Source organism: Haladaptatus sp. W1 (genome assembly GCF_001723155.1).
Classification (GTDB): Archaea; Halobacteriota; Halobacteria; order Halobacteriales; family Haladaptataceae; genus Haladaptatus; species Haladaptatus paucihalophilus.
Map to the genome: position 1 here is coordinate 13,313 of NZ_MEIH01000294.1, position 23,677 is coordinate 36,989.

A 23,677-nucleotide genomic window follows, 5' to 3' on the forward strand; every position below is an offset into this window, starting at 1 on the left:
GTAACTACGTTCGACCATGAACGATACGGGTTCGGATTCGACGATTCCTCCCGACGCCGATTCGTGTGGCTGTGGCGACGCCGACGACGGCTGTGATGCCGACTACGGTCATCACGACGACGACGACGGCCACGAATCGGCCGACGGGGATGTCGTCACCGACGGCGCTGGCGATTCCGATGTCGTCCGGTTGTCCGTCCCGGACATGGACTGTCCCTCCTGCGCCGGGAAGGTCGAAAGCAGCGTTCGAACACTGGACGGCATCGACGCCATCGACCCGCAAGTCACGACCGGGATGCTCACCGTCGAGTACGACGCGACGGCGACGGACGCCACGGCCGTCCAAACCCGCGTCGAAAAGGCGGGCTACGCGGTCGAACGCGACGCCTCGGAGACGACGTTCTCCGTCCCGGACATGGACTGTGCATCCTGTGCGGGCAAAATCGAGAACGCCCTCGACGGCGTTTCCGGCGTTCGAGCGTACGATACGCGCCCCACGACGGGGAACGTCACCGTTTCCACGGACGAGCCCGCGTCCGTGGCGGACGTGACGGCGGCCATCGAAAACGCCGGGTACGACGTCGCCGGGACGAGCGCGGACGAGGACGACGCGTCGCTCGATACGGAGAGCGTCTGGACGAGCACGCGGGCCGTCAAGACGTGGACCAGCGGCGTCTTCGTCGCGCTCGGATTGCTGTTCGAGTTCCTCCTCTCCGGGGCGAACGCCACCCTCGTCGGCGCTGGCGGTGCCGTCGCGCTCGGCGGCGTCGAAATCACGGTGGCGGACGCGGCGTTCCTGCTGGCTGTTCTCGTCGGCGGGCAGGCCATCGTCACGAACGGCTACTACTCCCTTCGAAATCGGAACCTCGATATCGACCTGCTGATGAGCACCGCCATCCTCGGCGCGCTCGCGGTGAGCATCGGGTTCGGCAAATCGCTCTACTTGGAGGCGGCGACGCTCGCCTTCCTGTTCAGCGTCGCGGAACTCCTCGAACGCTACTCGATGGACAAGGCCCGAAACTCCCTGCAGGAGTTGATGGATCTCTCGCCCGACGAGGCGACGGTCAAGCGGAACGGCGAGGAGAAGACGATACCCGTCGATGACGTAGCCGTCGGCGACGTGGTGCTCGTGCGCCCCGGCGAGAAAATCCCGATGGACGGGACGGTCGCCGACGGCGAGAGCGCGGTCAACCAAGCCCCCATCACGGGCGAGAGCGTCCCCGTGGACAAGACCCCCGGCGACGAGGTGTTCGCGGGGACCATCAACGAGGGCGGCTATCTCGAAATCGAAGTCACCTCCGAGGCGAGCGACAACACCCTCTCGCGCATCGTCGAGATGGTCGAGGACGCGCAGGGGAACAAGACTGAGCGCGAGCAGTTCGTGGAACGCTTCGCGGACTACTACACCCCGCTCGTGCTCGCCTTCGCGGTGCTCGTCGCGGCCGTCCCGCCGCTCGTCTTCGACGCACCGTGGGTGACGTGGTTCGTTTACGGCCTGACGCTCGTCGTCCTCTCGTGTCCCTGCGCGTTCGTCATCAGTACCCCCGTCACCGTCGTCTCGGGTATCACCAGCGCCGCGAAAAACGGCGTCCTCATCAAGGGCGGCAACCACCTCGAAGCGATGGGCGAGGTCGAAGCCGTCGCCTTCGACAAGACGGGGACGCTGACGAAGGGCGAGCTGACCGTCACGGACGTGATTCCGCTCAACGGGAACTCCGAGGAGGACGTCCTCCGCTGTGCGCGCGGCCTCGAAGCGCGGAGCGAACACCCCATCGGCGAGGCCATCGTCGCGGAGGCCGACGGTGCGGGCGTCGCTGACCACGATATCGACGACTTCGAGAGCCTCACCGGCAAGGGCGTCCGCGCCGACCTCGGCGGCACGACCCACTACGCGGGCAAACCCGACCTGTTCGAGGACCTCGGATTCGACCTGAACCACGTCCACGCGACGGACGGGGGCGTCGAAGCGACGGCGACCCGCGACCTCTGTGAGCGAAATAACTGTCTCGACCTGCTCGACGAAACGGTTCCGGCCCTCCAGCGCGAGGGGAAGACGGTCGTCTTGGTCGGCCGCGTCGGGCAAAGCCCGACTGGAAGTCGGATGGAATCCGGCGGGACGGAGGGCGAACTCGAAGGCGCGATCGCCGTCGCGGACGAGGTGCGCCCCGACGCCAAAGCGGCGATACAGCGCCTCCGCGACCTCGGCATCGGCCACCTCGTGATGCTCACGGGCGACAACGAGCGGACGGCGAAGGCCATCGCCGAGCAGGTCGGCGTGGACGAGTTCCGCGCCGGGCTGCTTCCCGAGCAGAAGGTCGAAGCCATCGAGGAACTCCGCGAGCGGTACGACGGACCGCGCGAACAACGGCCGCTGTCGGGCCAGTCCTCGTCCGGGGATGCTCACGAGCAACGATTGTGGGCTCGCCGAACCTCGTTCGGCGGCGTTGCGATGGTCGGCGACGGCATCAACGACGCCCCGGCGCTCGCTACCGCGACGGTCGGCGTCGCCATGGGTGCCGCCGGAACGGACACCGCGCTGGAGACGGCCGACATTGCGCTGATGGCCGACGACCTCTCGAAACTACCGTACCTCTACGACCTCGCACACGACGCGAACGGCGTCATCCGCCAGAACGTCTGGACAAGCCTCGCCGCGAAGGCCGCGCTCGCAATCGCGGTGCCGTTCGGTCTGGTCCCCATCTGGGCCGCCGTCCTCGTCGGCGACGCGGGCATGACGACGGCCATCACGGGTAACGCGATGCGACTGTCGCGGATTACGCCGCAGTCCCTTCGAGAGTAGTATTCCTGTTCGTTCCCGTCCCTGTCACCTTCCTGTTCGTTCCCATCCCTGTCACTTTTTTCCGTTAGATTCGATGCGTGTACCATAGTTGCTATCTTCGCCCCCGTCCTATCGGAAATCAACGGGGCGGACTGGTTCACCCGACGCCCGTCTCCGTTTCAAACTACTCAACTATGGATACTTCCACACAACGTGCCGAGACGACGGACACCGACTCGAATCGCCAGTCGAGACGACACCTGTTCGTAATCGCCGGTGCCGGACTCATCCTCCTCACGGGGGTTATCCACCTCGTCTTAGTACCCGAACATCTGGAGGAAACGACCTACCTCGGCGTGCTCTTCGCCGTGAACTTCGTCGCCGCGGCGGTCGCCGCGGTCGGAATCTACCGGAACCGCCGGTGGGGATGGTGGCTCGGCGTCGCCATCGCGGCCATCGCCGTCGTACTGTACGTCGCCCGCGGCACCGTCGGCCTGCCCGCGACCGAAGCCGAGGAACTCCTCGAACCGATGGGCGTGCTGGCGAAAGCCGTCGAACTCCTGTTCTTGGGCGTCGCCACGGCGTGGCTCACTACCGACTGATTCTCCCATCCCCCTCCCCTGCCTGACCCCGATTTCGCTTCCCGGTTACGAGACCACGGGTTGCGATATTATCCACAGCGAGAGCACCGTGTAGCCGACCATCAGGACGACCAGCGGGAGGTGCCCCCGTCGCGCGGCGGACGCGGTTTCGAACCGCTCGACCGCGACGTAGTGGGCGGCGACCACCGCGATGACGTGTCCCAGCACGATGAGGAAGACTTGCGACCCCCAGAACGCCGGGAGCGAGAGCCATCCGAGCGGGTTCACGGCTTGAACGCCCGGCGCGACGGGTTCGAGCGCCACGGCGACGAGTTGCCCGAGGTTGCGGAACACGTAGGTGTAGTTGTGGGCCACCTCGTAGGCCGCCGCGATGGGGAGCACCGTCGGCGCGAAGGCCCGTGCGGCACCGCGCCACCCCGGCAGGAGCGGCGCGCCATCGTCGGCGGACACCCGCCCGCCGTCCGTTTCCGCGTCGGTGGTCCGCGCCGTACGCGTCCCCCGCTCACCCTCGCCGAGGCGTTCGACGAGCCAACTGGCGAGCGCGAACGAGACGACGAACACGACGAGACCGACGGCGTACAGCAGGACGCTCGTCTCGGGTCCCGTCCCGAGCAGGTCGCGCGCGTCGAACAGCACGTCTTGGTACGTCCGCGTGTTGGTGAACCCGTCGAAGCTCACGGTGTAGACGGCGGTGACGACGAAGGCGACCAGCGAAAAGTCACGAACCGGCTCGACGCTCCCCCGCCACGGCGCTCGGAGCGAGATTTCGGTCCCGCCCTCGTCCGTCCGCTCGATAGTTATCGACGACTCGCCCGAAGAGGCGGTAGAGGACGGAAAGCGGGTCGGCGCGGCGGAACCACTCGACCCCGTACAGAACGCTTCCGAGCACCATCAGGATGGCGTACACCGCGAGGACGCCCGTCGTCAACCGCGGGCTGTTGGGGACGTAGGTCAGGTTCTCGAAGATGCCCAAGAGGAGGACGAATCCCACGAACGCGGGCCAACTGGCGAGCCATTTCGGATAGGATTCGGCGACGGCCACCCGCTCGCCTTCGAGCCACGTGAGCCCGTCGTAGAAGGTTCGCCACGGCGAGAGGACGGCCCACACCGTCCCGAGAAAAATCGAGAGGAGGGCGACCCCGCGGAACCAGACCGGCCACACGAACACGGTTGCGAAGTTCTCCACCGGCACCTGTCGCCCGACGACGCCGAGACCCAGCGCGGCGGCGAACCCGGCGAAGAAGACGAGCCGAACCCCGACCCGAATCGGGGTCGAAATCGACGTCGGGACGGTGAGAACGCGGGTCCGACGCGTTCCCTTCGCGGGCGTCCGCTCGGTGAACGCGAGCCATCCCGCCGTCAGCGCGACGGTCGCGCCCGCACCGAGAAACAGCAGCGACAGCGGAAGCGGCGAGGCGAACTTCTCGCTCGGGACTTGGTGTGCGCTCGCCACCCCCGACACCAGTCCGACCGCGAGAAAGGCTGTGAGCGCGATTCGGAACCGTCGCCCGATTCCGCGACGCCCCCCGAGTCCACCGTTCATTGTGCTCCCGTAGTAGCCGAACGGGAAAAGCAACTGCGGTTCTTCGCCGCGCGATTCTCGCCTAACCACGCGCGGCTTTGCGACCCAGAATGTATTTGCGGTCGTGCCGGTAACCCACAGCCATGTCTTCGTCATCGTTCGACGCGACGGCGCTCTCGTCGCTTCCCGCCTTCGCCGCGCTCGAAACCGCTCCCGTCCTCGTGGGACGCAAAGACGGTGCGAGCATCCAGATGAGCGACCTCTACTTCGAAAACCAGCTCTCCGTGCTCCGAAATCTCGACAGTGCGTCCTTCACGGACCGAATCTCGGCGCTCGAAGAATCCTACGAAATCGTCCAGAACGCCTCGATACACCTGAACTCGCTGTCCGTCGGAACGCTCGAACACGCGGCGAACAACGTCCACGAAACGTACCGGTCGATGCCCGAAACGAAGCGGCTTCGGTCGTCGTTTCCCGGCGACTGCCTCACCGTGCCCGAGTTCGTCCGAACCGGCGGGAACGGCATCGACTTCGGCCTCCGGGCGTACTTCTTCCGCGAGGGCGACGCGCCGGACGCCGAGGAGATAATCCGCCGAAATGTCGTCGGCGTCGTGGAGGACACCGAACGCGAGTTCGAACGCTATCAGGGCGGCCTCCACGGCTACCCCGAGTGCTGTATCGACGCGTTCATGGACCGCTCGCCGGAGGCACCAGCGCCGGAAGTGCGGTCCGTCGAGGCGCTTTCGTGCATCCGCGAGGACCGAATCGGTGCCCGAGGTGCCTCGATTACGGACATCCTCCCCGACTTCTTCGAGGACCCGCACGCCTACGCCTTCTTCTCGCGCAAGTTCTTCCCCGAACCCGGCTGTGCGACGGCCGAAGAGCGCGGCCGAGACGTCTTCGAGGGACTGACGACGGCGTTCCCGGAGACGATGGTCCGGGATAGCTTCCGGCTGAACTACGCGCTCTGTTACACGCTGGCCCACAGCCTCACTCCCGAAGGCGGCAAACTCCCCCGCGTCGGCTCGTTGGGTACCGAACACGTCTACGCCTATCTTCCGCTGAAAAACGCGCTGTCGGTGCCGCGATACCGGTCGGCGTAACGTCTTCCGGTCGATTCGCTACTTCTTTCACTACTTCGTTCGCTACTTCTCGCTGTAATCCATCGCGACGACTCGTCCGTCGCCGTAGACGGCCAGTATCTCTTGGTTCCCGTCACCGTCGATGTCGGCCAGTTTGACGTGGGTCCAGATGGGAACGTTGCGCTCGTAGCTCGCGAGGACGGCCCCGTTGTCCGGGTCGATAACCGACACGCTACCGGTTTCGGTGACCGCGACCAGTTCTTTATCTCCGTCCCCGTTCAGGTCCCCGAGCATCGACGGCGGCATCGTCTGCACGTCCTCGGTGCTCAGCGTCGTCGTCCACTCGACGCTCCCGTCGCTCGCGTCGAGCGCCCTGAGCTTCCCGATGTCGGTGTCCCCTTTCTCTTGTAGCGTGGACGCGTACACCTCCACCTGTCCGTCGCCGTCTCCGTCGCCGACGGCTTTCACGGCGGCCATCCGCCCGAACGACTTCGACCACTGTTTATCGCCCGTCTTCCCGTCGATGACCGTGACGTGACCGTCGAACGTTCCCGCGACGATTTCGACCGCGGGGTCGCCGTCGGTTTGGGCGGTCGTCATCCAGTTGACGCTCCCGGCGGTTCCCGTCTGCCACTTCACGCTCCCGTCCCGTTCGAACACGGTGACCTTTTTCTCCCCGACGGCGAGTTCCGGCGCGCCGTCCCCGTCGAAATCCGCGACGGCCGGTGCGGCCACGACGGTGGCCGAGTTCTCGATGTGTTTCCGCCAGACGAGGCTTCCGTCCGCCGAGTAGACGAAGACGGTTCCGTTCAGGTCCGTGACGACGATTTCCTTGCCGGGGTCCGTCGTGAAGTCGGTCACGATGGGTTTGGTGTAGCCCCACCACGAGAGGTTCCCCGCGAACTCCTGTTTCCCCGCCGAGGTGAATCCGAGCACTTTGTCCTCGGTCGTCGCGACCAGCACGTCTTGGGTGCCGTCGCCATCGTAGTCCGCGAAGATGGGGTCGCCGTAGCCGTGGATGTTACAGGTCTCCGTCGGCATCTCCTCCTGCCACCCTTTCGTCCCGTTCGCGTCCATCTCCACGAGCGAGCACTTGCCGTCGTTCTGCTCGACGTTGACCGAGACGACGATTCGCTTCGACCCGTTGATTTCCGCGACCGCCGGAACGTGATGATTCCCGACCGTGTTCCGCGAGGTATCGGAGACCCACTTTTCCGCCAGTTGGCCCCGCTGATTCGGCTGCATGACGGCGTACGCCCCAGCACCGACGAGGGAGAAGAGGAGGACCGCGACGACCGCCACCGTTCGGGTACGCATTGGATGAACCTACCGACGGAGGACGGAAAAACCGTCCGCATCGTTCGCCTCGCGTACTAGTTGGAGGATTGATGTTTTCTCCGCGGTCATTTCTCAGCCGCAGTCACTCCTCACCCGCGGTCGCCTCTCACTCGTATAGTCCGGTGATACCAACCGGGTCGCTCCGACTTTCGTCCGCGAACTCGACTTCGTACACGTCGGGGGTCGTCAACTCGTCCCGCCAGAAATCGACGTCGAACCGGTCGTCGTACGCGTTCAGGACGAGCGTGAGGAGGTTTCCGTGCGTGCCGACGACCACAGATTCGCCCGTATGGCGGTCCACGGTCCGTCCGACCGCCGCGAGGCCGCGGGTCTGTGCTTCCTCGTTCGATTCGCCGTCGGAAACGAAAACGTCCAGTCCGACCAGACCCGCTCGATGGCGCTCTCGAACGTCTCCCCGATGGTTTCGACGGGACCGTCGGTCAACCGCCGTTCGCGGAACCCCGCTTCCTCGACGACCGGAAGTCCGTTCTTGTCGGCTATCGGGCGGACCGTCTGCCGGGCGCGGACGAACGGACTCGAAACCACGGCGTCGATGTCCTCCTCGCCGAGCAGCGCCGCGACGCGCTCCGCATCTCGACGTCCACGCTCGGAAAGCGGGCGTTCCGCCTCGCGGTTCGGGACCCACGGCGAGTGAGCGTGACGGACGAAGTAGATCGTCGTCATGCGCTCACCTCGTCCGGTTTTGGCATGACGTTTCCGACTTCGACCCACTGACTTCCACTGCTACCACTGACACCCGGTTTCATACACTGATATCCACTAATACCTACTAATAACAACTGAAGTTAACTGACACCTATCGACCCCAGCGACACTTCCACCGACATCGCCAGCGGATTTTATACCCGTCCTCGTCCACGTTTTCACCGAATGCGAGATTTTCACACTCACTCGAATTACTCCGACGGGACGTTCCTCTCCCGGATGGTCCGCGCCGCCGAGGAGGCGGGCCTCGACGGAATCGGGGTCACCGACCATTGTACAGTTTCCTCGCGCGAGTACACGAAGGACATCCGCGCGGCGAGGGGGTTCAATCTGGACGTCACCTACGAACGCCGTCGGCGCGCCATCGAATCGTTGCGCGAGGATGCCGACGTCGATATTTACGATGCCGTCGAAATGGACTACGACCCCCGCGACGAGGCCGAGATACGCCACTTCTTCGAGCGCGCCGACTTCGATTACACCATCGGCAGCGTCCACGACATCGCCGAGATGAATGTGCAGGTCCCCTCCAACTTCGAGAACATGTCCGACGACGAGTTGGACGGTATCGTGGACCGCTATTTCGAGACCCTCTCCGCCCTCGTCGAGTCCGAGTTGTTCGACATCGCCGCCCATCCCGACCTGATAGAGCGGACCCCCGGACTCCGCGGCCGCGCGACGGACGACCACTATCGACGGCTCGCCCGGACGTTCGCGTCGTCTCGAACCGTCCCCGAAATCAACGCCGGTCGCGCCCTGACCGACGCGGGTATCGTCCATCCCGCGGAGCGATTTTTCACGATTCTCCAGGAGTACGACGTTCCGTTCACGGTCGGCTCCGACTCACACTCCCCCGAGCAGCTCCGTCGCCGCCGCGACTTCTTCGACGACCACCTCGAAACGCTCGACATCGAGCCGATAGCGCCGCCGGGCTTTCAGGACTGACTCCGGGTATCTTCGCCGCCGTCGGTTGCTTCGCCTCCACGCCTCGCGTCGTCGGCCCCTTCGTCCGTCTCGCGGGTCGTCGTCGGCCCGATGTCGAGAGGAGTGGTCGGTTCCTTGCCGCGAAGTTGCGGAACGGCCACTTGGAAGAACTGGACGATGACGACCATCAGGAGCGGGCCGAGGAAGATGCCGTACCACCCAAACAAGATTGGGCCGAGCAGATAGGCGAACATGACCAGTGAGAGGTGAAACATCTTTCCCGAGAGGTATGGCCGGATGTAGGTTCGAACCACGTTGTCGAACGCAAGCGTCATGAACAGGAAGAACACGAACGGATACCAGAGTGCGTTCGGGTCGCGCTGAATCGCCCCCAGCGCGAGGAACGCCGCGATGGCGAAGTAGACGACGGACCTGCCGACCAGCGGGACGAGCGTGAAGATGCCCGTGATGACCGCGAGGAGTATTGTCGCCGGAATGAGCAGGCTTCCGGGTGCGAAAAGGTTGAAGAGGTTGTAGATAACTGCGGTCAGTATCATGATGACGAAGATGGTCAGCGTGTAGCCGAAGTAAATGGAGTTCAGGCCCGCATCGACCGCTTCGAGGTAGTCGGTGAACTCCTGGTCGTCCCCGAGTAGTTGTTCTTTCCCCCACCGAGCGAGGCGTTCGTCCTCAACGAGGAGGAAAAAGCCCAGCAACAGTGAGAGAAACAACATGAAGACGCTTGACGCGATGCCCCCGACGAAGGCTTGCGCGGCGGTAAGCGCCGACTGCACCGACGGCTTCTGGAGCGTCGTGGTCGCCGTGTCGAGCAACTGGTTCGGGTCGTTCGGAATCGTGGTTGTCGGCAATTCCCCGAAGAGTCGCGTCGCCGCATCCGTGTTCGCAAAGGCGGCCAACTGCCCGATGGCGATGGAGAAGAAGACACCCAAAAAGAGCACCACGGGGACGACGATGAGCACCAGCGACAACGCCGCTGAGAGGTTCTTCCCTTTGATTCGCCGGCCGAGGTACCGGTTTATCGGCCGCGCGACGTAGTAGACGAACAGACCGAACACGACCCACGGGAGAAACACGTACGCCACGGCGGCGATGATGCCGAACACTATCAAGCCGAGGACCCACCACTTCATCCCCGGCCGCACGATACGAACTCGCATCGCTTCCGAATCCCCCACACTCCCTGCCATATTGTGACATACACCTCGGACGATGTTAGCTCTGCCGTCGGTGGCGGTTACCGGCCCCTTCTTGGGATGCGCCACCACAACTGGTATCATGTTAGACGACCTACGTATGTTGAACGACACGACTCGGCTATCACACGCGGTCGTGGTTCAGGTGGAGCGACATGACTGGTTCAAAGCCGCACGGTGGGTGGGGGAACGGACGCCGACGTGAGCGCCCAGTATCGATACGGTATCTCCGTTTCAACGGGGAGGCGGAGCGGTGAGCCTCCTCCAAGTGCTCCCGCTAGCGTTCGTCATGATCGCTGGCCCCCAATTTCTCAGTGCGATTTTCCTCGCCACGAGCGAGAACTGGCGGCGGAACTCCGCCGCGTTCGTCTTCGGCGCGGCGCTCTCTATCACCCTCCTCGTTTCGCTCACGTATTTTCTCGGTATCGGGGCGAACCGTCAACAGGGTTCGAATACCGCGCTCTCGGCCATTGTTCTCGTCCTCCTCCTCGCCGCCATGGTGCACACCTACCTGACGCGGGAGGAGTCAGAACCCCCGAAATGGATGGGGAAGTTGACGTCCGCGAGCCCGCGGTTCTCGTTCCGACTCGGTTTCCTGTTGCTCGGCTTCTTTCCGACCGACATCTTCACCTCGGTCGCCGTCGGGTCCTATCTCGCCTCGAACGGCCTCCCGCTCACGGATTCGTTCGGATTCATCGTCGTTACCCTGCTGATTTTGGCGTTTCCGTCGCTCGTCCTGCTCGCGTTCGGTGAACGGGCCGAAGCCTTCCTGCCGAAGGCTCGGGAGTGGATGAACGGTAACTCGTGGGTCGTCAGCGAGGTCGTCATATTTCTCTTCGTCGGTATGAGCCTCAACAACCTCCTCGGCTAACCGGTTTCGTGGACCAAGCTCGAAAACGTCCGTTTCGTTCCATCTCTCCGAGTAATCTCTTGTCCGCACACGGACTTGCACCGTTGTCGTTCGGTGGGACGGCTCGGACGACTCACCTCCAATTTCATATCGCACTATGGAATTTATAAATTCGAATTCGATAGCTTCACTCTGTCTCGGCGTTGAATTTTGGGTTTTCTGCCTCTGCCCCATAACTTCCCATTAGGGCCATAAGCGGAAGTAACCAACCCCCGGTACCCCTAACGAGATCTATGCGCAGTTCGTAGTACAAATGATACAGCTCCGTTTAGTAGCCTCATTTGGAGTGATGAGACCCCGCTATTCTACTGCTCCGTCGTCGTTTTTCGCCTCCAAAAGTCGTTCCATTTACCAATTCAACCCAATAGACTTGCCCATCGTATGTGGTGAGATAGTCCCCAGTCACACCCTCCTTCCCATCAACGACCGCCTCGTGCTGCTGGAAGATTTCGATCAGAGACCAGAACGCATCAGAAGGCGTTCCACCCCGTTCGATGTTATATCCATATCTCCCGATAGATTTCTCTACGAGGTTGCGCTCAGCATCAGAGAGCCCCGAAAGTTCGAACGTGTATCGGGTGCGGAGCTGCTGACCATACGCTTCGACGGTCGGTGCCAGTTGATGCGCCGTATATTGGTACGTTTTGAGCGTCGCGTTTTTGGAGTTCGAGTCGGTAATCGAGAACCGTGCGCGTGAGCCAGTCTTCCATTCAATAACCGGCCGATCAGGAGTCGGTACGAGTGCTGATTGATTTCGATCAGCATTCGCATAGACGAATGTCATCCCAACATCAAGTGGTGTCTCTTCATCCACAGCATCGTCTCCAAGCCCAACTAACCGAAACTTCTCGCGATCGAGACGCGGAAGCTCATCAAACTGCACGATGTTATCCTGGTCAGCTTGTTGTACAGGAGTAAGATCCCAGAAGTAACGAGTCGCCGGGCGTTCGTTTCGTACTTCATACGAGAATTGATACACACCGCCGTCGCACACCCATGGTCTACTATCTTCCCAGATTGGCGGTGATTGGTCGTCAACCATCGTCGACCCGTTTTGTACGGCCCGCTTGATGACCCGCCGGCCCTTCTCTGAATTCTCTCGCATAGATAGGGGATGCCATCCACCGATGTCTTTGTCATCGACTGCTCTCATCCGTAATCGAGCAGCCGGAGGCGGGTTTCCAGCAGACTCAGAATTTCGTTGGGGACTGCTATCTTGGCTGAGTAAACCGAAACCGCTGGTACACCCGGCTATCGAGGCCGTGAGAACCGTTGAAGCGGTGGCGAGGAACACACGTCGAGAGTAATTCATTGTGATGTACTAGCATGAAGAACGGTGATAATTATTTCGATGACACAAAAAAATATTTGACACTTCCGGCCGACACATAGCTGGCCTTGCAAACGAGCAGGTATTATGGAATGTATGCTCTGCAGTCGGCAAAGAGGTGATCACCTGCCGCTTAACCTCCTAAGCGGCAGTGGGAAGACGACAAGTTACTGGCCCGAAAGACACACAAAACCTGTGCCACCAACACACATTGATTCTCTATCGGAACCGGTAATTCGAAGTGGCGATTCAGTCGACTCGTACACTGCGTACAGAACGTACACTTATATCACTTGAGTACAAATAGGTACACATGCCCATTGACATAGATACATTTGAAGCTTCCTCAGAGAACGACCTCAAGCACCGCGGGACGAATGCTGAACAAGTATTGTCGTTTCTCGCGGCCCATCCCGAACAAGCGTTTACCCCTGCAGAAATCGCTGACGAAACCGGAGTGCTTCGAAACAGCATTAGCGCCGTCCTCGGTCGATTAGAAGATCGTGATCTTGTTCGTCACCGTGGCCACTACTGGGCACTCGGTGATGATGACGCACTCGCAACATACACATCGACGCGCTCGACCGCCCGAGCAATGACAGATCGCTTTGGAGCAGAAGATCCCAACGAGTGGAATCCAACCGAGGACTCCGAATCAGAGGACAACTAAATGCCATCAGCAGCTCGCGGTGAAGTATGGTGGGGTCCTGCGCTGTTCAAAGATGGCGATATCTACCGTCCCTGGCTCGTTCTCAGTGACGATTCACATCCATTCGGTACTGAAGAATGTATTGCGGTTGGCCTAACAACGACACCTCATGAAGAAGGGATTCAAATTACCCATACTGATTGGGCATCTGGCGGGACCGCACAGCAAAGTTATGTCTCTCCCTGGTACTGTACAACCATTAAATTCGCAGATTTCGATCGTCACCAGGGAACACTTGATTCGGCACTCACTGAGCGTGTCGCGACTGAACTCGGTCAGTATATCGGAATTGCGGCCGAGCGTTGACTGCGGAGTTCAATGGTGTTTTCCTTCCGCCTGAAATTGTAATGAGAAGTGGAAATGACCAAGTCGCCGCCCTCGGTGAAGCATATTTCATCCATTCACGCGATTAGCCGCTTCCTCGCTTCGATTTCTGCAATTTGGTATCACGCTATAGCTCCGCCCAAAGCTTGCCTACCTCCTCATTCCAGAGACAATGAAGAGGAACGATTTATTTTGAGAATCGTCATCGGATTTTCTCCTATTCGTTCGCCGTGTCAGTTTTGACTCGGAATCGAAGGTGCGTCACGTCAGGTGATTCTACCACCCTCGTTCGTTCCAGTTCGATCGGCCCGTCGGCGAGGTGTTCGAACAGTCGGATGCCGTCACCGAGGAGGACGGGCACGAGCTGAAGCTGGATCTCGTCGACGAGTCCGGCCTCTATGCATTGGCGGACGACGTCCGCCCCGCCCGAGATCCGGACATCGCGGTCGCCGGCCGCCGCCTCGGCTCGCTCCAGGGCCGCTTCGGTCCCGTCCGTGACGAAGTGGAACGTCGTCCCGCCGTCCATCTCGAGTGGTTCACGAGCGTGGTGCGTGAGGACGAACACTGGGCCGTGAAAGGGTGGGGTCTCGCCCCAGTAACCCTCGAAGGGTTCGTCTCCCCACGGCCCACCATCGTTGTCGAACATCCGTCGGCCCATCACGTGGGCGCCGATCCGCTCAATGGACTCGGCCACGATTTCGTCGTCCCGGTTGGTCTTCCCGCCGTCGAGTCCCTGCTGCTCGCGCCAGCTCGCCAGATCGAATACCCACTCGTGAAGCCGCTCGCCTCCCTCGCCCAGAGGATTCTCCCGACTATCATTTGGCCCGGTGATGAACCCATCGAGCGACATTGACATGTCCACGAAAACGGCGCTCATGCTACTTCACACCCCCGGCTCCGTCGTTCGCTAGGAACCCTGCGAGACAGTCCAAGGTCTGCTTCGCCGCTTCGACACCGTTGAATTTCTCCAACGTCTTCCGATCTGAAGCGGAATCGAAATCCATCCGGAACGTAAGATCCGTCCCGCCGTCGACTCCATTGTCGAAGGTCACCGTCACCTGAAACCGCAGAAAGTCGTTCGCTTCAGTGGGGGGGTGAGTGTAGACCAGACGCTCGGGTTCTACGATCTCGTCGTAGACGAACTCGTTATGAATATCTGCACCGTCGGGACTGTGCATGACGAACCGCCAGACGCCGCCCGGCCGCACGTTCATCTCGTGGACCGTGTTGGTGAACCCGTTCGGCCCCCACCACTTCGCCACTTGCTCTGGATCGGTCCACGCGTTCCAGATGCGCGCTCGCGGAGTGTCGATCGTCCGCGTGATTCTCAGTTCGGTAGTCTCTTCTTCGATCGGTTGGGCGTCGGGTTTGTTGTCAGTCATTGGCCCTATCGATTACTTTGCCACTAGGTGGTCGGCAAGCCGGTCTAGGGTCTGTCTAGCGCCTTCATCCGCCCCGTACTCGAGGGCTTCGTCAAGATCTCCCGCCGATGAGAAGCGCATCTCCATGGCGAGCTCGGTCTCGGCGTCCCCGACATCGTCGAGAGTGATCGTCACTCGGAACTGCTCAGGATTGTCGGGCGAGCCGTGAGTGTAGGCCAGGCGCTCCGGTTCCGCGATCTCGTTGTAGACAATCAGGTTCGGGTACTCCTGGCCGTCGGGACCGGTCATCAGGAATCGCCAGACTCCACCAGGTTGCACATCCATCTCGTCCGTCGTGGTATTGAACCCGTTCGGACCCCACCACTGGTCGACCGCTTCCGGGTTGGTCAGTGCTGTCCAGACACGCTCGCGTGCGGCGTCGAACGTTCGCCGAATCGTCAGACTCGTCTCGTTGGTTTCGATCATCTTACGCCCTCTCGACCAGTTCCGCAAGGTTCCCAAGCGAATCGTTCCATCCTTCGTTGGCGTCCTGGGGTGGGATGTTTTCGGGAATTCCTGCTTGGTGAGCAGTGACTTCGGTCCCGCCGGAGACCTTCTCGAGGGTGACCGTGGTCGTCATCTCGCCGGCCATTCCCGGGTCGTCGGACTCGAATTCCTCGGTGTAGACGACCCGCTCGCCAGGGGACAGCTCCTCGTATGTCCCGTGGAATGTGTGAGCGTATGGCTCAAACTCCTCGATATCGGCAGTGAACGACATGCGGAAGGTGCCGCCCTCCGTGGCGTCGGACTCATGAACCTCGCAGGAGAAGCCCTCTGGCGGGAGCCACGCGGCGAGTTCGTCGGGATCGACGAAGGCTTCATAGACTCTCTCCGGTGAAGCTTCGATCACACGGGTGACGGTAATACTTCGGACTTCATTTGTGGTGGCCTCTTCCTGCGATTCTCTTTCGTTGTCAGTATTGTCTGTCATCGGTCTTCCTGCTCCAGATGGTCGGACAACGCGTCGAAGCGGTCTTCCCAGAGCACGCGGTACCGGGTCAGCCATCCAAAGGCTTCACTCAGCGGTGCGGCATCAAGGTGACATCGTCGAACCCGGCCGTCCTTCTCGATATCGAGTAAGCCTGCATCTTCCAACACATGCAAGTGCTTGGAGACTGCTGCCAACGAGACGTCGTGTGGTTCGGCGATCTCGCCGACGCTTTCGGGGCCATCGGCGAGTTGTTCGAGGATCTCTCGGCGAATCGGATGGGCTAATGCCTTGAAAATCACGTCGAGTTCCTGGTCGTCCAGCTGTTGTTCAACCATCCAGTTGAATGTATAGCACGCCCAATATTAAACCTATAGGTTAAACAAATGTCTTCGACGATTCGGGCGGAGAGAGCGTCTCTCGACAGTGATAAGCGCAATTACGCTCTCTATACAGCATGGAGCGTATCTTCTACCGGATAAACTGATAAGCGGAAGTGCAACCACACCGGGACCCCCGAATCGATCCATGCGCAATCCGTGGTACGGATTTACTGCTCACTCGATTCATTCGGCGAGAAGATTCATGGTGGATAAGAATACTATTAGCGAGATCGCGAGTTCCGCGGGAGAGAGACCTATGGCGAGCAAGTTTAGGCTGAACAGGACGTCCACTGCACTGTGGGCGGTGGCCGGGAACCCAATCCGGAGCGGGCCAGTGACGACCAGCGATAGGGTGCCGCTGCGGAAACGCTGTTGCGAGAGTTAATAGTGCCAGCAACAACTGATGTCGATACCGATAAAATGGCAAATGATATTGATTGATGGAATGAAACTATTTTTCGATGTGGTATCTGTCTGCGAACCACTCGCCGCTCAACCCTAATCAGGGATTGGCAGCCCGCTAGCAGAATTAAGGCGAATGACGATGTACCACATCATCTATCCAACAGGTACGGTTGTACCGTTGGTGAGTCGCTCTGTCATAGTCCACAGATGCAAGAGGACAAATCAGAACTAGCATGGACGTAGAAAGTACCGCTCGGCAGTTCATCGCGCTCATCCGTGAGAACGAACTTGGTTTCTTGGCCGCTAGCTTCGCATACTACACCTTCGTCTCGATACTCCCGCTATTACTGTTGATCTTTTTGGTTGTCTCCACGATTGCGGGCGAAGAACTGGCCCGGACTGTCCTCCAACAGGTGGCACTCACCGGAATTCTCACTTCGGATGGCCAGGAACTTGTCCGAGACGCGCTCATCTACCCGGCGGCACATTCAGAAGCCTCACTCCTTGGTATCGGTCTCCTGTTCTGGAGCGGCCTGAAGATCTTTCGGAGTCTAGTGTTCGCGTTTTCACAGATATACGATGTCCCATTCGAAGGCAGCCCAATCACTTCGATCCGAAACGGGGCATCGTCATCGTCGCGCTGATCATTTCGGTCGTAATTCAGCTCGCTGTCTCGCTCCCTGCTGCAATGTTTCAGGCGCAATTGCCTTTATTCGGCGAAATAGGGAAGCTTGAACAGTTCATTTTCCTCTGTCTCATGTTGTTTCCACTGTATTATCTCCTTCCCCCAATTCCACATCGGGTTTGGGATGCCCTCCCAGGGACAGTGCTCACAGCCAGCGGGTGGATTGTTCTTGAGTTCGGGTTTGGAATCTACACGCAGTACTTCTCGAATGTCTCCGTGTTCGGAGTGTTCGGTACCTTCATCATTTTCATTCTCTGGCTCTACTTCGTTGGTCTGCTCATCCTCCTCGGTGCCTGTCTTAACGCCGTTCTCTCAAGTGGTGATTCCTCGTCTGGGTCGAGCGTCTAGGTTGTTCAGTGCAGATAAAACTGCTGTCAAATCGCTCCATCAACCGCGCGAGCCAATTCGCAACAGGAGCGATCAGTTCCCCGAGATCCAGTCGGCCGAGTGAGGTGAGCGCAGAGATAGGATTTGAAATATCGACTACTAACATATGCTGACATAATGTCTGAATCTTCATTTCCTGAATTCAGGCCCTATATCGCCACCCTACTTGCGATAATTCTCCCATACTCAGACGATATCTCCATTTCCAACGACAACGCTAACTCCCTCAATAGTGTATGGTAGTATATGGTTGGGGAAGGGGGAAATCTGGAAGCGACGCGAATCCGTATCGTGCGACCAGATCTGAAGTGGTGGATTGCTGGTCTGATAGTGTTTGGCATCATTGCCGCCGTCGTGTTCACGTTTCTACCATGGGTCGTCCTCGGATTGTTCGTTTATTATGTCGCTCGCCCAATCAACCGGCGGCTTCGACCCCGACTCGGGGGCTTCTCTCCCGCAGTCTCACTGCTCCTCATCGTCGTCCCAGTTGTGATTTTCCTCGGCGTGTTTCTCGCCGTTGCGATCGGACAACTCGCCGCTTTCGCAAGCTCCGACATGGCGACGCAATTTCTCGCACAATCACCGGTCAACGTCGGGACGATACCGAACGATCCTGATCAGTTGGTCAAAGCAGCAACGACAACACTCCAAGATCCATCAGTGCAATCGGTGATCGCCGATGTGCAGGCTATCGTTGGGGGTACTGCGGCCAGTCTCTCCATGATGTTTCTCTCGGTGTTGTTCGCATTCTTCCTGCTGAGTGAGGATCAGCGCCTCGCACGATGGGGGAAAAAGTATGTGCTCGGAGACGACGCACTGTCTATCAGCTATCTCGAAGCGGTCGATGAGGGACTGAACTCCGTGTATTTCGGGTACACACTGACCATTTTTGCCATTATGGTCCTGACCGCCATCATCTACAACGTGTTCAATCTCTTCGCACCAGGAAATCTCCTCATTCCCGCGACGATACTGCTGGCGGTCGTCACGGGTATCTTCACGCTCGTGCCGGTGGTCGGTCGATCCATCATCTATCTCGGTATCGCCGCGATTCTCGCGGTCGGAGCGATCCAGCGTGACCCGACGTTCATCTGGTATCCATTTGTCTTCTTCCTGTTTATGGCACTAGCGTTCGATAACGTCGTCCGAACCTACATCCGACCGTACCTCTCGGGAAAGATGTTCCACCTCTCACTCGTCATGTTCGCCTATTTGCTCGGCCCGATCCTGTTCGGGTGGTACGGCATCTTCCTCGGTCCACTGCTGATGGTCATCGTTGTCCAGTTTCTTCAGGTCGCCGTCCCACAACTTCGTGGCGAGGAACCCATGTCTGGCCACAATATCGATCCGACAACGATCCAAGAGACAGATGACCATCGCGACGACACTACGGCCGGGGGAGATGCAACCGGTAGCGGTCACTAAATGAGTAGTGGCGCGTAATCGTCGCCGGATAATGGTTCTGAAAACAAGAAGCCGACATCCCACTCTTCTCGTCGCTGTAGGAAATTGTCAAAAGACCCGGTTGCCCCCACCGTCCCTCACTCAGAAGATACGGACGGATCGATATGATTCCGGAATCGGTGAAGCCGAGCGTATACCCGGCGAACGAGTTGAGTGAACCAGGTTTCGTGAATCTCCGGTTGTACTCGGCCCTCTCGGATCGCATCCACGATCGCAACTGGCGTTAGTTCGTCACTGTCGACAAGTGTGTATGCATGGCCAGTTTCGAATGGGAAATGAGCGTCGCTTCCACTGACGAGCGGAATTTCTCGGTCACGAGCGATCGCTTCAACACGTGGGCGAAATCTCGGCTGTTTCCCATTTATCTCAACTGCATCGAAGGGAGCGTCCACCTCCCTGACGGTACTATTTCGGAACGGATGCGGAATGACCGCGACACATTCCCGGTCATGGGCCAGATCTACCACTTCTTCTGGTGTGAGTACTCCAGGGTCCGTCTGGGATGGTGGGTCAGGCCCGATGACGAGCACGTGACCTCGTGTAGTCGATATCTCGATTCCCGGGAGGATTCGAACGCCGAAGACACGGTCACCCAACTCACGATAGAAGTCATGGTTCGTCACCACGATTGCATCCATCCCACGATACCGAGCCATCGCTCCCAGCAAGTGGAGACCAACCGGATCCAGTGGTGTCGGGGACCCAGGAAACGCATGGAGAAATCCGACGTGCGTGTGAAAATCGACGGCGTACACAGTCACCGTAGTCAGCGCTAGGGCTTTACTCTTCTCTCGCCTTCAACACCATATGCACCGCGTCCTGGTGAACAATCCGGCCAGTGGCAATCGCCAATTGACCACTCAGGCTCGCGAAATTGCACTCGACCAGGAATACGAGATACACGATACAACGAAACCAAGAGATGCATTCGAACTCGCCCGTCGAGCTGTACTCGAGGAGGCCAATGTCGTTGTGGCTTGTGGAGGCGATGGGACTGTCAACGAGGTTGTCCGCGGTGTTGACGCCGAAAGGGGGCTCGCCACAAGTCGCCTGGGAGTGATCCCAACAGGAACTGGAAACGGATTCGCGAAGGACATTGGTATTACCACTATCCAAGATGCGTTCGATGTGCTGGACTCCGAGCAGGTTCGATCACTTGACCTCGGAACGGCAAACAACCATCTGTTCCTCAAAACCTGTGTTAGTGGGTTCCCCGCGACACTGAGTGCCCACACCACGCACGAGATGAAGCACTTTTTCGGCATTGCAGCCTACGGTCTCGGAGCGATTCCGTCGGCTCTCGATGCACTGCACGGTCTCGGTGCTGACTCGCTTCCCGCATTACGCGTTCGTGTTGGTTCTAGTGACAATCCGATCTGGACCGGCACAGCGGTGATGGTACTGACAGGCAACAGTCGGCGATTTCCGGGAGTGATATCTCGACAAGCATCGATGGAGGATGGACTGCTCGAGGTAGTCGTTGTCAAGCGTCCCTCGGTGTTACGTACGCTTCGTCGAGCGGAACCATCTGCGACGAAATTCGACACGCCCTATCTGCTCCGAGTACAGACTTCCGAACTGGAGATCGAAGCCCCCGTCCCGACACTGTTTAGCCTCGATGGAGAACTCATCAAGCGGAAGCACCTCACAATCGGGGTCCTGCCCCAGTCAGTTCAGTTTTATGTTGGTGACCACTACCAGCCGTGATTACCCTTATTTTTGAGTTGGACGATGAAACTGAATCTCTGTGCTATGTCCGGTTCTCGAACGGGCGAACCGCAAAATATGGGTGACTATAGCAAAATAGATCACTCGGTCTTTGAAGTCTACTGGGCTCTCGTGTGATACCACCACAGTATACTAATCGCCACGCTACTGAGCAGGATTACACTCTTCCAAGACCCATCAGTCACAATTACGGCGGCAATCGCAGGAATGATTGCAAGGAAGAGACATCGTCGGATATTTCGATCAAGAACGACCACGACGATAACGAGGTATTCGAGTCCAACTAGAATCCCTGCTATTACATCGGTCACATAGTGTACCCCCAGAATCACACGAGAGAGGGCAACGAGTCCAATCACGAGTCCTGCCACGAAACCACGCTGCCATCGCGTCCCCCTTCGAACAACGCTTGCAAGGGCCCCATAGGTAACTGTCGAGTCAATTGCGTGCTGACTTGGGAATCCATACCCAGTCACATATACCAAGTGATATGAAATCGGTGGGCGGGGAAGTGCAAACAGGTTCTTGAGTGTAAGAGTAATACCAATTCCACCGAGAACAGCGCTTCCAACGAATAGTGCTCGGTCGGCGTCCCATCGCCAATAGAGAAGAAGAATACCTGGGAGAATGAATCCTAAGCTCCCGAGAATCGTGATGATAATGAAGATTGGTATAAAAACGGGCGGAATGCTGTGTTGTAACGTCTGTATCAGATGCATCCCCCGATTCATACTGTTCTTTTTGTGATTTTCCAGACGGTTGTTTTACTATCGACCGAGATTCAATTCAGGAGACAACAGTCATTCGATGCTCGTGGTTGAACAACAAGATTGTTGGGGTGAAATCGTGGTCCTTGCATTGATGCTGGGGCAAGTACGAGGTTTGCCGTAAGTGACATAGTGAGGGCTGATGATCTGTCCAACCGGCTAAAGCCGCACTCTATGTCTTGAAACGGTGGAAGATGTACAGCGCCGACGAGTTGGACGGCGACCAGCCGATACAACTCACGACCCAAGACCGGGTAGTCAACCACTCAGAGGAAGGCGACGACGAGTTCAGGTAGTGGGTTCCGCACCCCGGGTTGGAGGACGAACTTCTGGATACTGCTTTGCATCAATCCCGAATAGGAGGCCACATTCTCAACGTGTAAAGGGGTTCTGGTGGGGAGTCCACACGCATAGATAGTTACCATATTGCCGACGTTCCGATTGACAAATTAGTACCGAATCGCTTCTCACACAGGAATTTAGTGGCTGATTATTCGAATGTCCACAGATAGTCTCAATCTGTAGCCAAATGTGTGGCTGTGTGAAGGAAAAAAGAGGAAACGTAAACCTCGGATGGGTCAGACATTTTTATAGAATATTTAACATGATGGAGCGCCTATAATCAGATGATCATGGACATCAATTGGAGAGCAGTACTCACCGGATTCGCGACCGCGTTCGTCCTCGGACTACTCATCGTTTGGCTCGTTCCCCTTACACAGTTAACGACACTCGTGTATGCAATACCCGGACTCATGGGAGGCGTCGTCGCCGGCTACATGGTCGTCGGTGCGGGACGTGGTGCGATACACGGCGGACTCGCCACCATCATCGGGAGTGTCGTGCTCCTCATTGTGTGGGCGATATTCGGCGTCCTCTTTGCCGGTCTTGTTCCGGCCATTGTAGGGTTCTCGTTCGGCCTCTTTATCCTGCTCCTAGCAGCGATCCCGGGTGCTATTGCTGGCGCCGTTGGCGGATGGGTGAAAGATCGCCGCACCACGACTCGTGAACCAGCGAGAGCAGAGGTCCGCTGACGTACCATTCTCCCCGCGCTGAAGCGCGAGGACTCCTCCGTTGGGGTCGGCTATCCGACTCCACAGTGGCAACTTGAGAATTTTACGCAGGAAACTAGTCGCTGTGGAACACACGAAGAGGTTGTTTGTGCCAATGTCGATGGCGGCTTCGTGAAAACCTAATGGTGAATCTAATCGCGAATCGGAGACGGGTTGGAACGCCCGGAACGCTTCCCTCTCGTGGTGATCTTCCTCACCAGCGGAAATAACGTCTCTTAGTATAGGATTGCCTTGCCTTCGAGGGACAGTTGGAGAAACAGTGATTACCCGCCCCAGCGGGCAAGCCGTCGACGCAAGGTCTATTATCACCGGGATTGTCAGACTGTTGGGATTGGGGGATGCAGAGGGAGAAACCTGCAGGGAGGACCAGGGAAGGATCACGCCGACCGACCAATCACGCGTCGTGCAACGCGGTCTCGTCGACTTTGTTCTCACTTGTGACGCCACCATCGGGACTGGGTCAATGGCAGCGTCAACTGGGAGGAGACAGTGACAACCGACCATGACCGAAGGTGACGACCTGTCCTCGACGACCGCCCTCCGGCTTCTTCTCTTAGTCGTCGGCACGCTCACGATCGTCCTCGTGTTGCCCTTTTTCCAGGCTATCCTATTTGGCGGATTAATGGCATATCTCGTCGAACCGATAAACGACCGACTCTCGCGCCGATGGGGTGCGACAATCGGAGCGGTCGTAACGATACTTATCACGGTCGTCGTCGTTCTCGTTCCTCTCCTGTTGATAGTCAGCGTCGCGGTCGACCAAGGAGCCGCGCTGGCACAGGGAGCCGAACTCCCGACATCGCAACTGTCGAAGCGTACTTTCAGAGTTGTTCGGAACACAGGCGACCTCTCGACTCTCATCGAACCGCTATCCGGCGCAATCGAAACCGTATTCGGGGATTCTGGGGAGTATTGTCGAGATCGTCGGCGGTATCCGGCGTTCGTCGTCGAAACGTGATCTTCCTCTTCACCTTCT

Annotated in this window: 26 protein-coding genes and 1 pseudogene; 13 read left to right on the forward strand and 14 right to left on the reverse strand. The window is 58.9% G+C overall.

The genetic code is table 11. From position 1 onward, the window contains the following. Window positions 1-16: 16 nt before the first annotated feature. The gene (locus BG842_RS14580) at window positions 17-2,800 is read left to right on the forward strand and encodes a heavy metal translocating P-type ATPase (protein WP_069451304.1); all 2,784 of its coding nucleotides are present in this window, start codon (window positions 17-19) and stop codon (window positions 2,798-2,800) included. A gap of 173 nt (window positions 2,801-2,973) precedes the next feature. After that, the gene (locus BG842_RS14585) at window positions 2,974-3,381 is read left to right on the forward strand and encodes a hypothetical protein (RefSeq protein ID WP_069451305.1); all 408 of its coding nucleotides are present in this window, start codon (window positions 2,974-2,976) and stop codon (window positions 3,379-3,381) included. Between the two features lie 45 nt (window positions 3,382-3,426). Here the strand turns inward: BG842_RS14585 and BG842_RS31715 are convergent, their stop codons facing one another. Together BG842_RS31715 and BG842_RS31720 are read right to left on the reverse strand one after the other, a co-directional pair. After that, window positions 3,427-4,059: a hypothetical protein gene (locus BG842_RS31715; RefSeq protein ID WP_254663184.1), complete on the reverse strand. Its 633-nt coding sequence runs from the start codon at window positions 4,057-4,059 to the stop codon at window positions 3,427-3,429. Between the two features lie 40 nt (window positions 4,060-4,099). Then, window positions 4,100-5,059, reverse strand: a complete 960-nt coding sequence (locus BG842_RS31720; RefSeq protein ID WP_254663185.1) for a hypothetical protein — start codon at window positions 5,057-5,059, stop codon at window positions 4,100-4,102. Here BG842_RS31720 and BG842_RS14595 point away from each other — a divergent pair. Beyond that, the gene (locus BG842_RS14595) at window positions 5,047-6,006 is read left to right on the forward strand and encodes a hypothetical protein (protein WP_069451306.1); all 960 of its coding nucleotides are present in this window, start codon (window positions 5,047-5,049) and stop codon (window positions 6,004-6,006) included. The genes BG842_RS31720 and BG842_RS14595 overlap by 13 nt on opposite strands. Window positions 6,007-6,048: 42 nt before the next feature. On the opposite strand, the gene BG842_RS14600 is transcribed toward BG842_RS14595, so the two are convergent. The 3 genes and pseudogenes from BG842_RS14600 to BG842_RS31730 all read right to left on the reverse strand — a co-directional run. Next, window positions 6,049-7,302 (reverse strand): FG-GAP-like repeat-containing protein, encoded by a 1,254-nt coding sequence (locus BG842_RS14600; protein WP_069451307.1) that lies wholly within the window; start codon window positions 7,300-7,302, stop codon window positions 6,049-6,051. Between the two features lie 127 nt (window positions 7,303-7,429). Then, complete coding sequence (locus tag BG842_RS31725; RefSeq protein ID WP_254663188.1) at window positions 7,430-7,708, reverse strand: histidine phosphatase family protein; 279 nt, start codon at window positions 7,706-7,708, stop codon at window positions 7,430-7,432. Window positions 7,709-7,752: 44 nt separating this feature from the next. Then, window positions 7,753-8,007, reverse strand: a pseudogene (locus BG842_RS31730) (histidine phosphatase family protein); the annotation flags it as partial. A 207-nt stretch (window positions 8,008-8,214) separates the two neighbouring features. Here BG842_RS31730 and BG842_RS14610 point away from each other — a divergent pair. Then, on the forward strand, window positions 8,215-8,994 hold the full coding sequence (locus tag BG842_RS14610) for a PHP domain-containing protein (protein WP_069451308.1): 780 nt from the start codon (window positions 8,215-8,217) through the stop codon (window positions 8,992-8,994). On the opposite strand, the gene BG842_RS14615 is transcribed toward BG842_RS14610, so the two are convergent. After that, window positions 8,985-10,181 (reverse strand): AI-2E family transporter, encoded by a 1,197-nt coding sequence (locus BG842_RS14615; RefSeq protein ID WP_254663186.1) that lies wholly within the window; start codon window positions 10,179-10,181, stop codon window positions 8,985-8,987. The two genes, BG842_RS14610 and BG842_RS14615, sit on opposite strands and share 10 nt — an antisense overlap. 259 nt (window positions 10,182-10,440) lie before the next feature. On the opposite strand from BG842_RS14615, the gene BG842_RS14620 reads away from it, so the two are divergent. Next, window positions 10,441-11,058, forward strand: a complete 618-nt coding sequence (locus tag BG842_RS14620) for a GAP family protein (protein WP_069451310.1) — start codon at window positions 10,441-10,443, stop codon at window positions 11,056-11,058. A 316-nt stretch (window positions 11,059-11,374) separates the two neighbouring features. Here the strand turns inward: BG842_RS14620 and BG842_RS14625 are convergent, their stop codons facing one another. Beyond that, a complete protein-coding gene (locus BG842_RS14625) occupies window positions 11,375-12,139 on the reverse strand; it encodes a hypothetical protein (protein WP_139136130.1) in 765 nt (254 codons plus the stop codon). Window positions 12,140-12,740: 601 nt separating this feature from the next. Between BG842_RS14625 and BG842_RS14630 the strand changes: the two genes are divergently transcribed. Together BG842_RS14630 and BG842_RS27625 are read left to right on the forward strand one after the other, a co-directional pair. Then, window positions 12,741-13,097 (forward strand): helix-turn-helix domain-containing protein, encoded by a 357-nt coding sequence (locus BG842_RS14630; RefSeq protein ID WP_069451312.1) that lies wholly within the window; start codon window positions 12,741-12,743, stop codon window positions 13,095-13,097. Further along, window positions 13,098-13,442: a type II toxin-antitoxin system PemK/MazF family toxin gene (locus BG842_RS27625; protein WP_083252544.1), complete on the forward strand. Its 345-nt coding sequence runs from the start codon at window positions 13,098-13,100 to the stop codon at window positions 13,440-13,442. A gap of 235 nt (window positions 13,443-13,677) precedes the next feature. Here BG842_RS27625 and BG842_RS14635 read toward each other — a convergent pair whose 3' ends face one another. The 5 genes from BG842_RS14635 to BG842_RS14655 are packed head-to-tail and all read right to left on the reverse strand — an operon-like array spanning window position 13,678 to window position 16,147. Beyond that, window positions 13,678-14,337, reverse strand: coding sequence for a dihydrofolate reductase family protein (locus tag BG842_RS14635; protein WP_069451313.1), 660 nt, complete (start codon window positions 14,335-14,337; stop codon window positions 13,678-13,680). A 1-nt stretch (window position 14,338) separates the two neighbouring features. After that, the gene (locus tag BG842_RS14640; protein WP_069451314.1) at window positions 14,339-14,842 is read right to left on the reverse strand and encodes an SRPBCC family protein; all 504 of its coding nucleotides are present in this window, start codon (window positions 14,840-14,842) and stop codon (window positions 14,339-14,341) included. Window positions 14,843-14,854: 12 nt separating this feature from the next. Further along, complete coding sequence (locus BG842_RS14645) at window positions 14,855-15,307, reverse strand: SRPBCC domain-containing protein (RefSeq protein WP_069451315.1); 453 nt, start codon at window positions 15,305-15,307, stop codon at window positions 14,855-14,857. A gap of 1 nt (window position 15,308) precedes the next feature. Further along, window positions 15,309-15,812: an SRPBCC family protein gene (locus BG842_RS14650; RefSeq protein WP_069451316.1), complete on the reverse strand. Its 504-nt coding sequence runs from the start codon at window positions 15,810-15,812 to the stop codon at window positions 15,309-15,311. After that, window positions 15,809-16,147, reverse strand: a complete 339-nt coding sequence (locus tag BG842_RS14655) for a helix-turn-helix transcriptional regulator (RefSeq protein ID WP_069451317.1) — start codon at window positions 16,145-16,147, stop codon at window positions 15,809-15,811. Before BG842_RS14655 ends, BG842_RS14650 begins: the two co-directional genes overlap by 4 nt. A gap of 683 nt (window positions 16,148-16,830) precedes the next feature. Here BG842_RS14655 and BG842_RS14660 point away from each other — a divergent pair. The 3 genes from BG842_RS14660 to BG842_RS14670 all read left to right on the forward strand — a co-directional run bounded on the left by BG842_RS14660 (window position 16,831) and on the right by BG842_RS14670 (window position 19,094). Next, on the forward strand, window positions 16,831-17,241 hold the full coding sequence (locus BG842_RS14660) for a YhjD/YihY/BrkB family envelope integrity protein (RefSeq protein ID WP_069451318.1): 411 nt from the start codon (window positions 16,831-16,833) through the stop codon (window positions 17,239-17,241). 44 nt (window positions 17,242-17,285) lie between these two features. After that, window positions 17,286-17,630 (forward strand): YihY/virulence factor BrkB family protein, encoded by a 345-nt coding sequence (locus tag BG842_RS14665; RefSeq protein ID WP_069451319.1) that lies wholly within the window; start codon window positions 17,286-17,288, stop codon window positions 17,628-17,630. 285 nt (window positions 17,631-17,915) lie between these two features. Beyond that, window positions 17,916-19,094 carry an AI-2E family transporter gene (locus tag BG842_RS14670; protein ID WP_083252546.1) on the forward strand — a complete coding sequence of 393 codons (1,179 nt, stop codon included), beginning with the start codon at window positions 17,916-17,918 and terminating at the stop codon, window positions 19,092-19,094. 116 nt (window positions 19,095-19,210) lie between these two features. On the opposite strand, the gene BG842_RS27630 is transcribed toward BG842_RS14670, so the two are convergent. Then, window positions 19,211-19,789: a PHP-associated domain-containing protein gene (locus tag BG842_RS27630; RefSeq protein WP_139136132.1), complete on the reverse strand. Its 579-nt coding sequence runs from the start codon at window positions 19,787-19,789 to the stop codon at window positions 19,211-19,213. A 151-nt stretch (window positions 19,790-19,940) separates the two neighbouring features. Between BG842_RS27630 and BG842_RS14680 the strand changes: the two genes are divergently transcribed. Next, entirely contained in the window at window positions 19,941-20,840 is a 900-nt protein-coding gene (locus BG842_RS14680; RefSeq protein ID WP_069451321.1) for a diacylglycerol kinase family protein, read from the forward strand. Between the two features lie 119 nt (window positions 20,841-20,959). Here BG842_RS14680 and BG842_RS14685 read toward each other — a convergent pair whose 3' ends face one another. Then, the gene (locus tag BG842_RS14685) at window positions 20,960-21,592 is read right to left on the reverse strand and encodes a phosphatase PAP2 family protein (RefSeq protein WP_083252548.1); all 633 of its coding nucleotides are present in this window, start codon (window positions 21,590-21,592) and stop codon (window positions 20,960-20,962) included. Window positions 21,593-22,254: 662 nt separating this feature from the next. Between BG842_RS14685 and BG842_RS14690 the strand changes: the two genes are divergently transcribed. Together BG842_RS14690 and BG842_RS14700 are read left to right on the forward strand one after the other, a co-directional pair. Then, a complete protein-coding gene (locus BG842_RS14690) occupies window positions 22,255-22,662 on the forward strand; it encodes a DUF5518 domain-containing protein (RefSeq protein ID WP_254662787.1) in 408 nt (135 codons plus the stop codon). Window positions 22,663-23,203: 541 nt separating this feature from the next. Next, entirely contained in the window at window positions 23,204-23,659 is a 456-nt protein-coding gene (locus tag BG842_RS14700) for an AI-2E family transporter (RefSeq protein WP_069451324.1), read from the forward strand. Window positions 23,660-23,677: the final 18 nt, after the last annotated feature.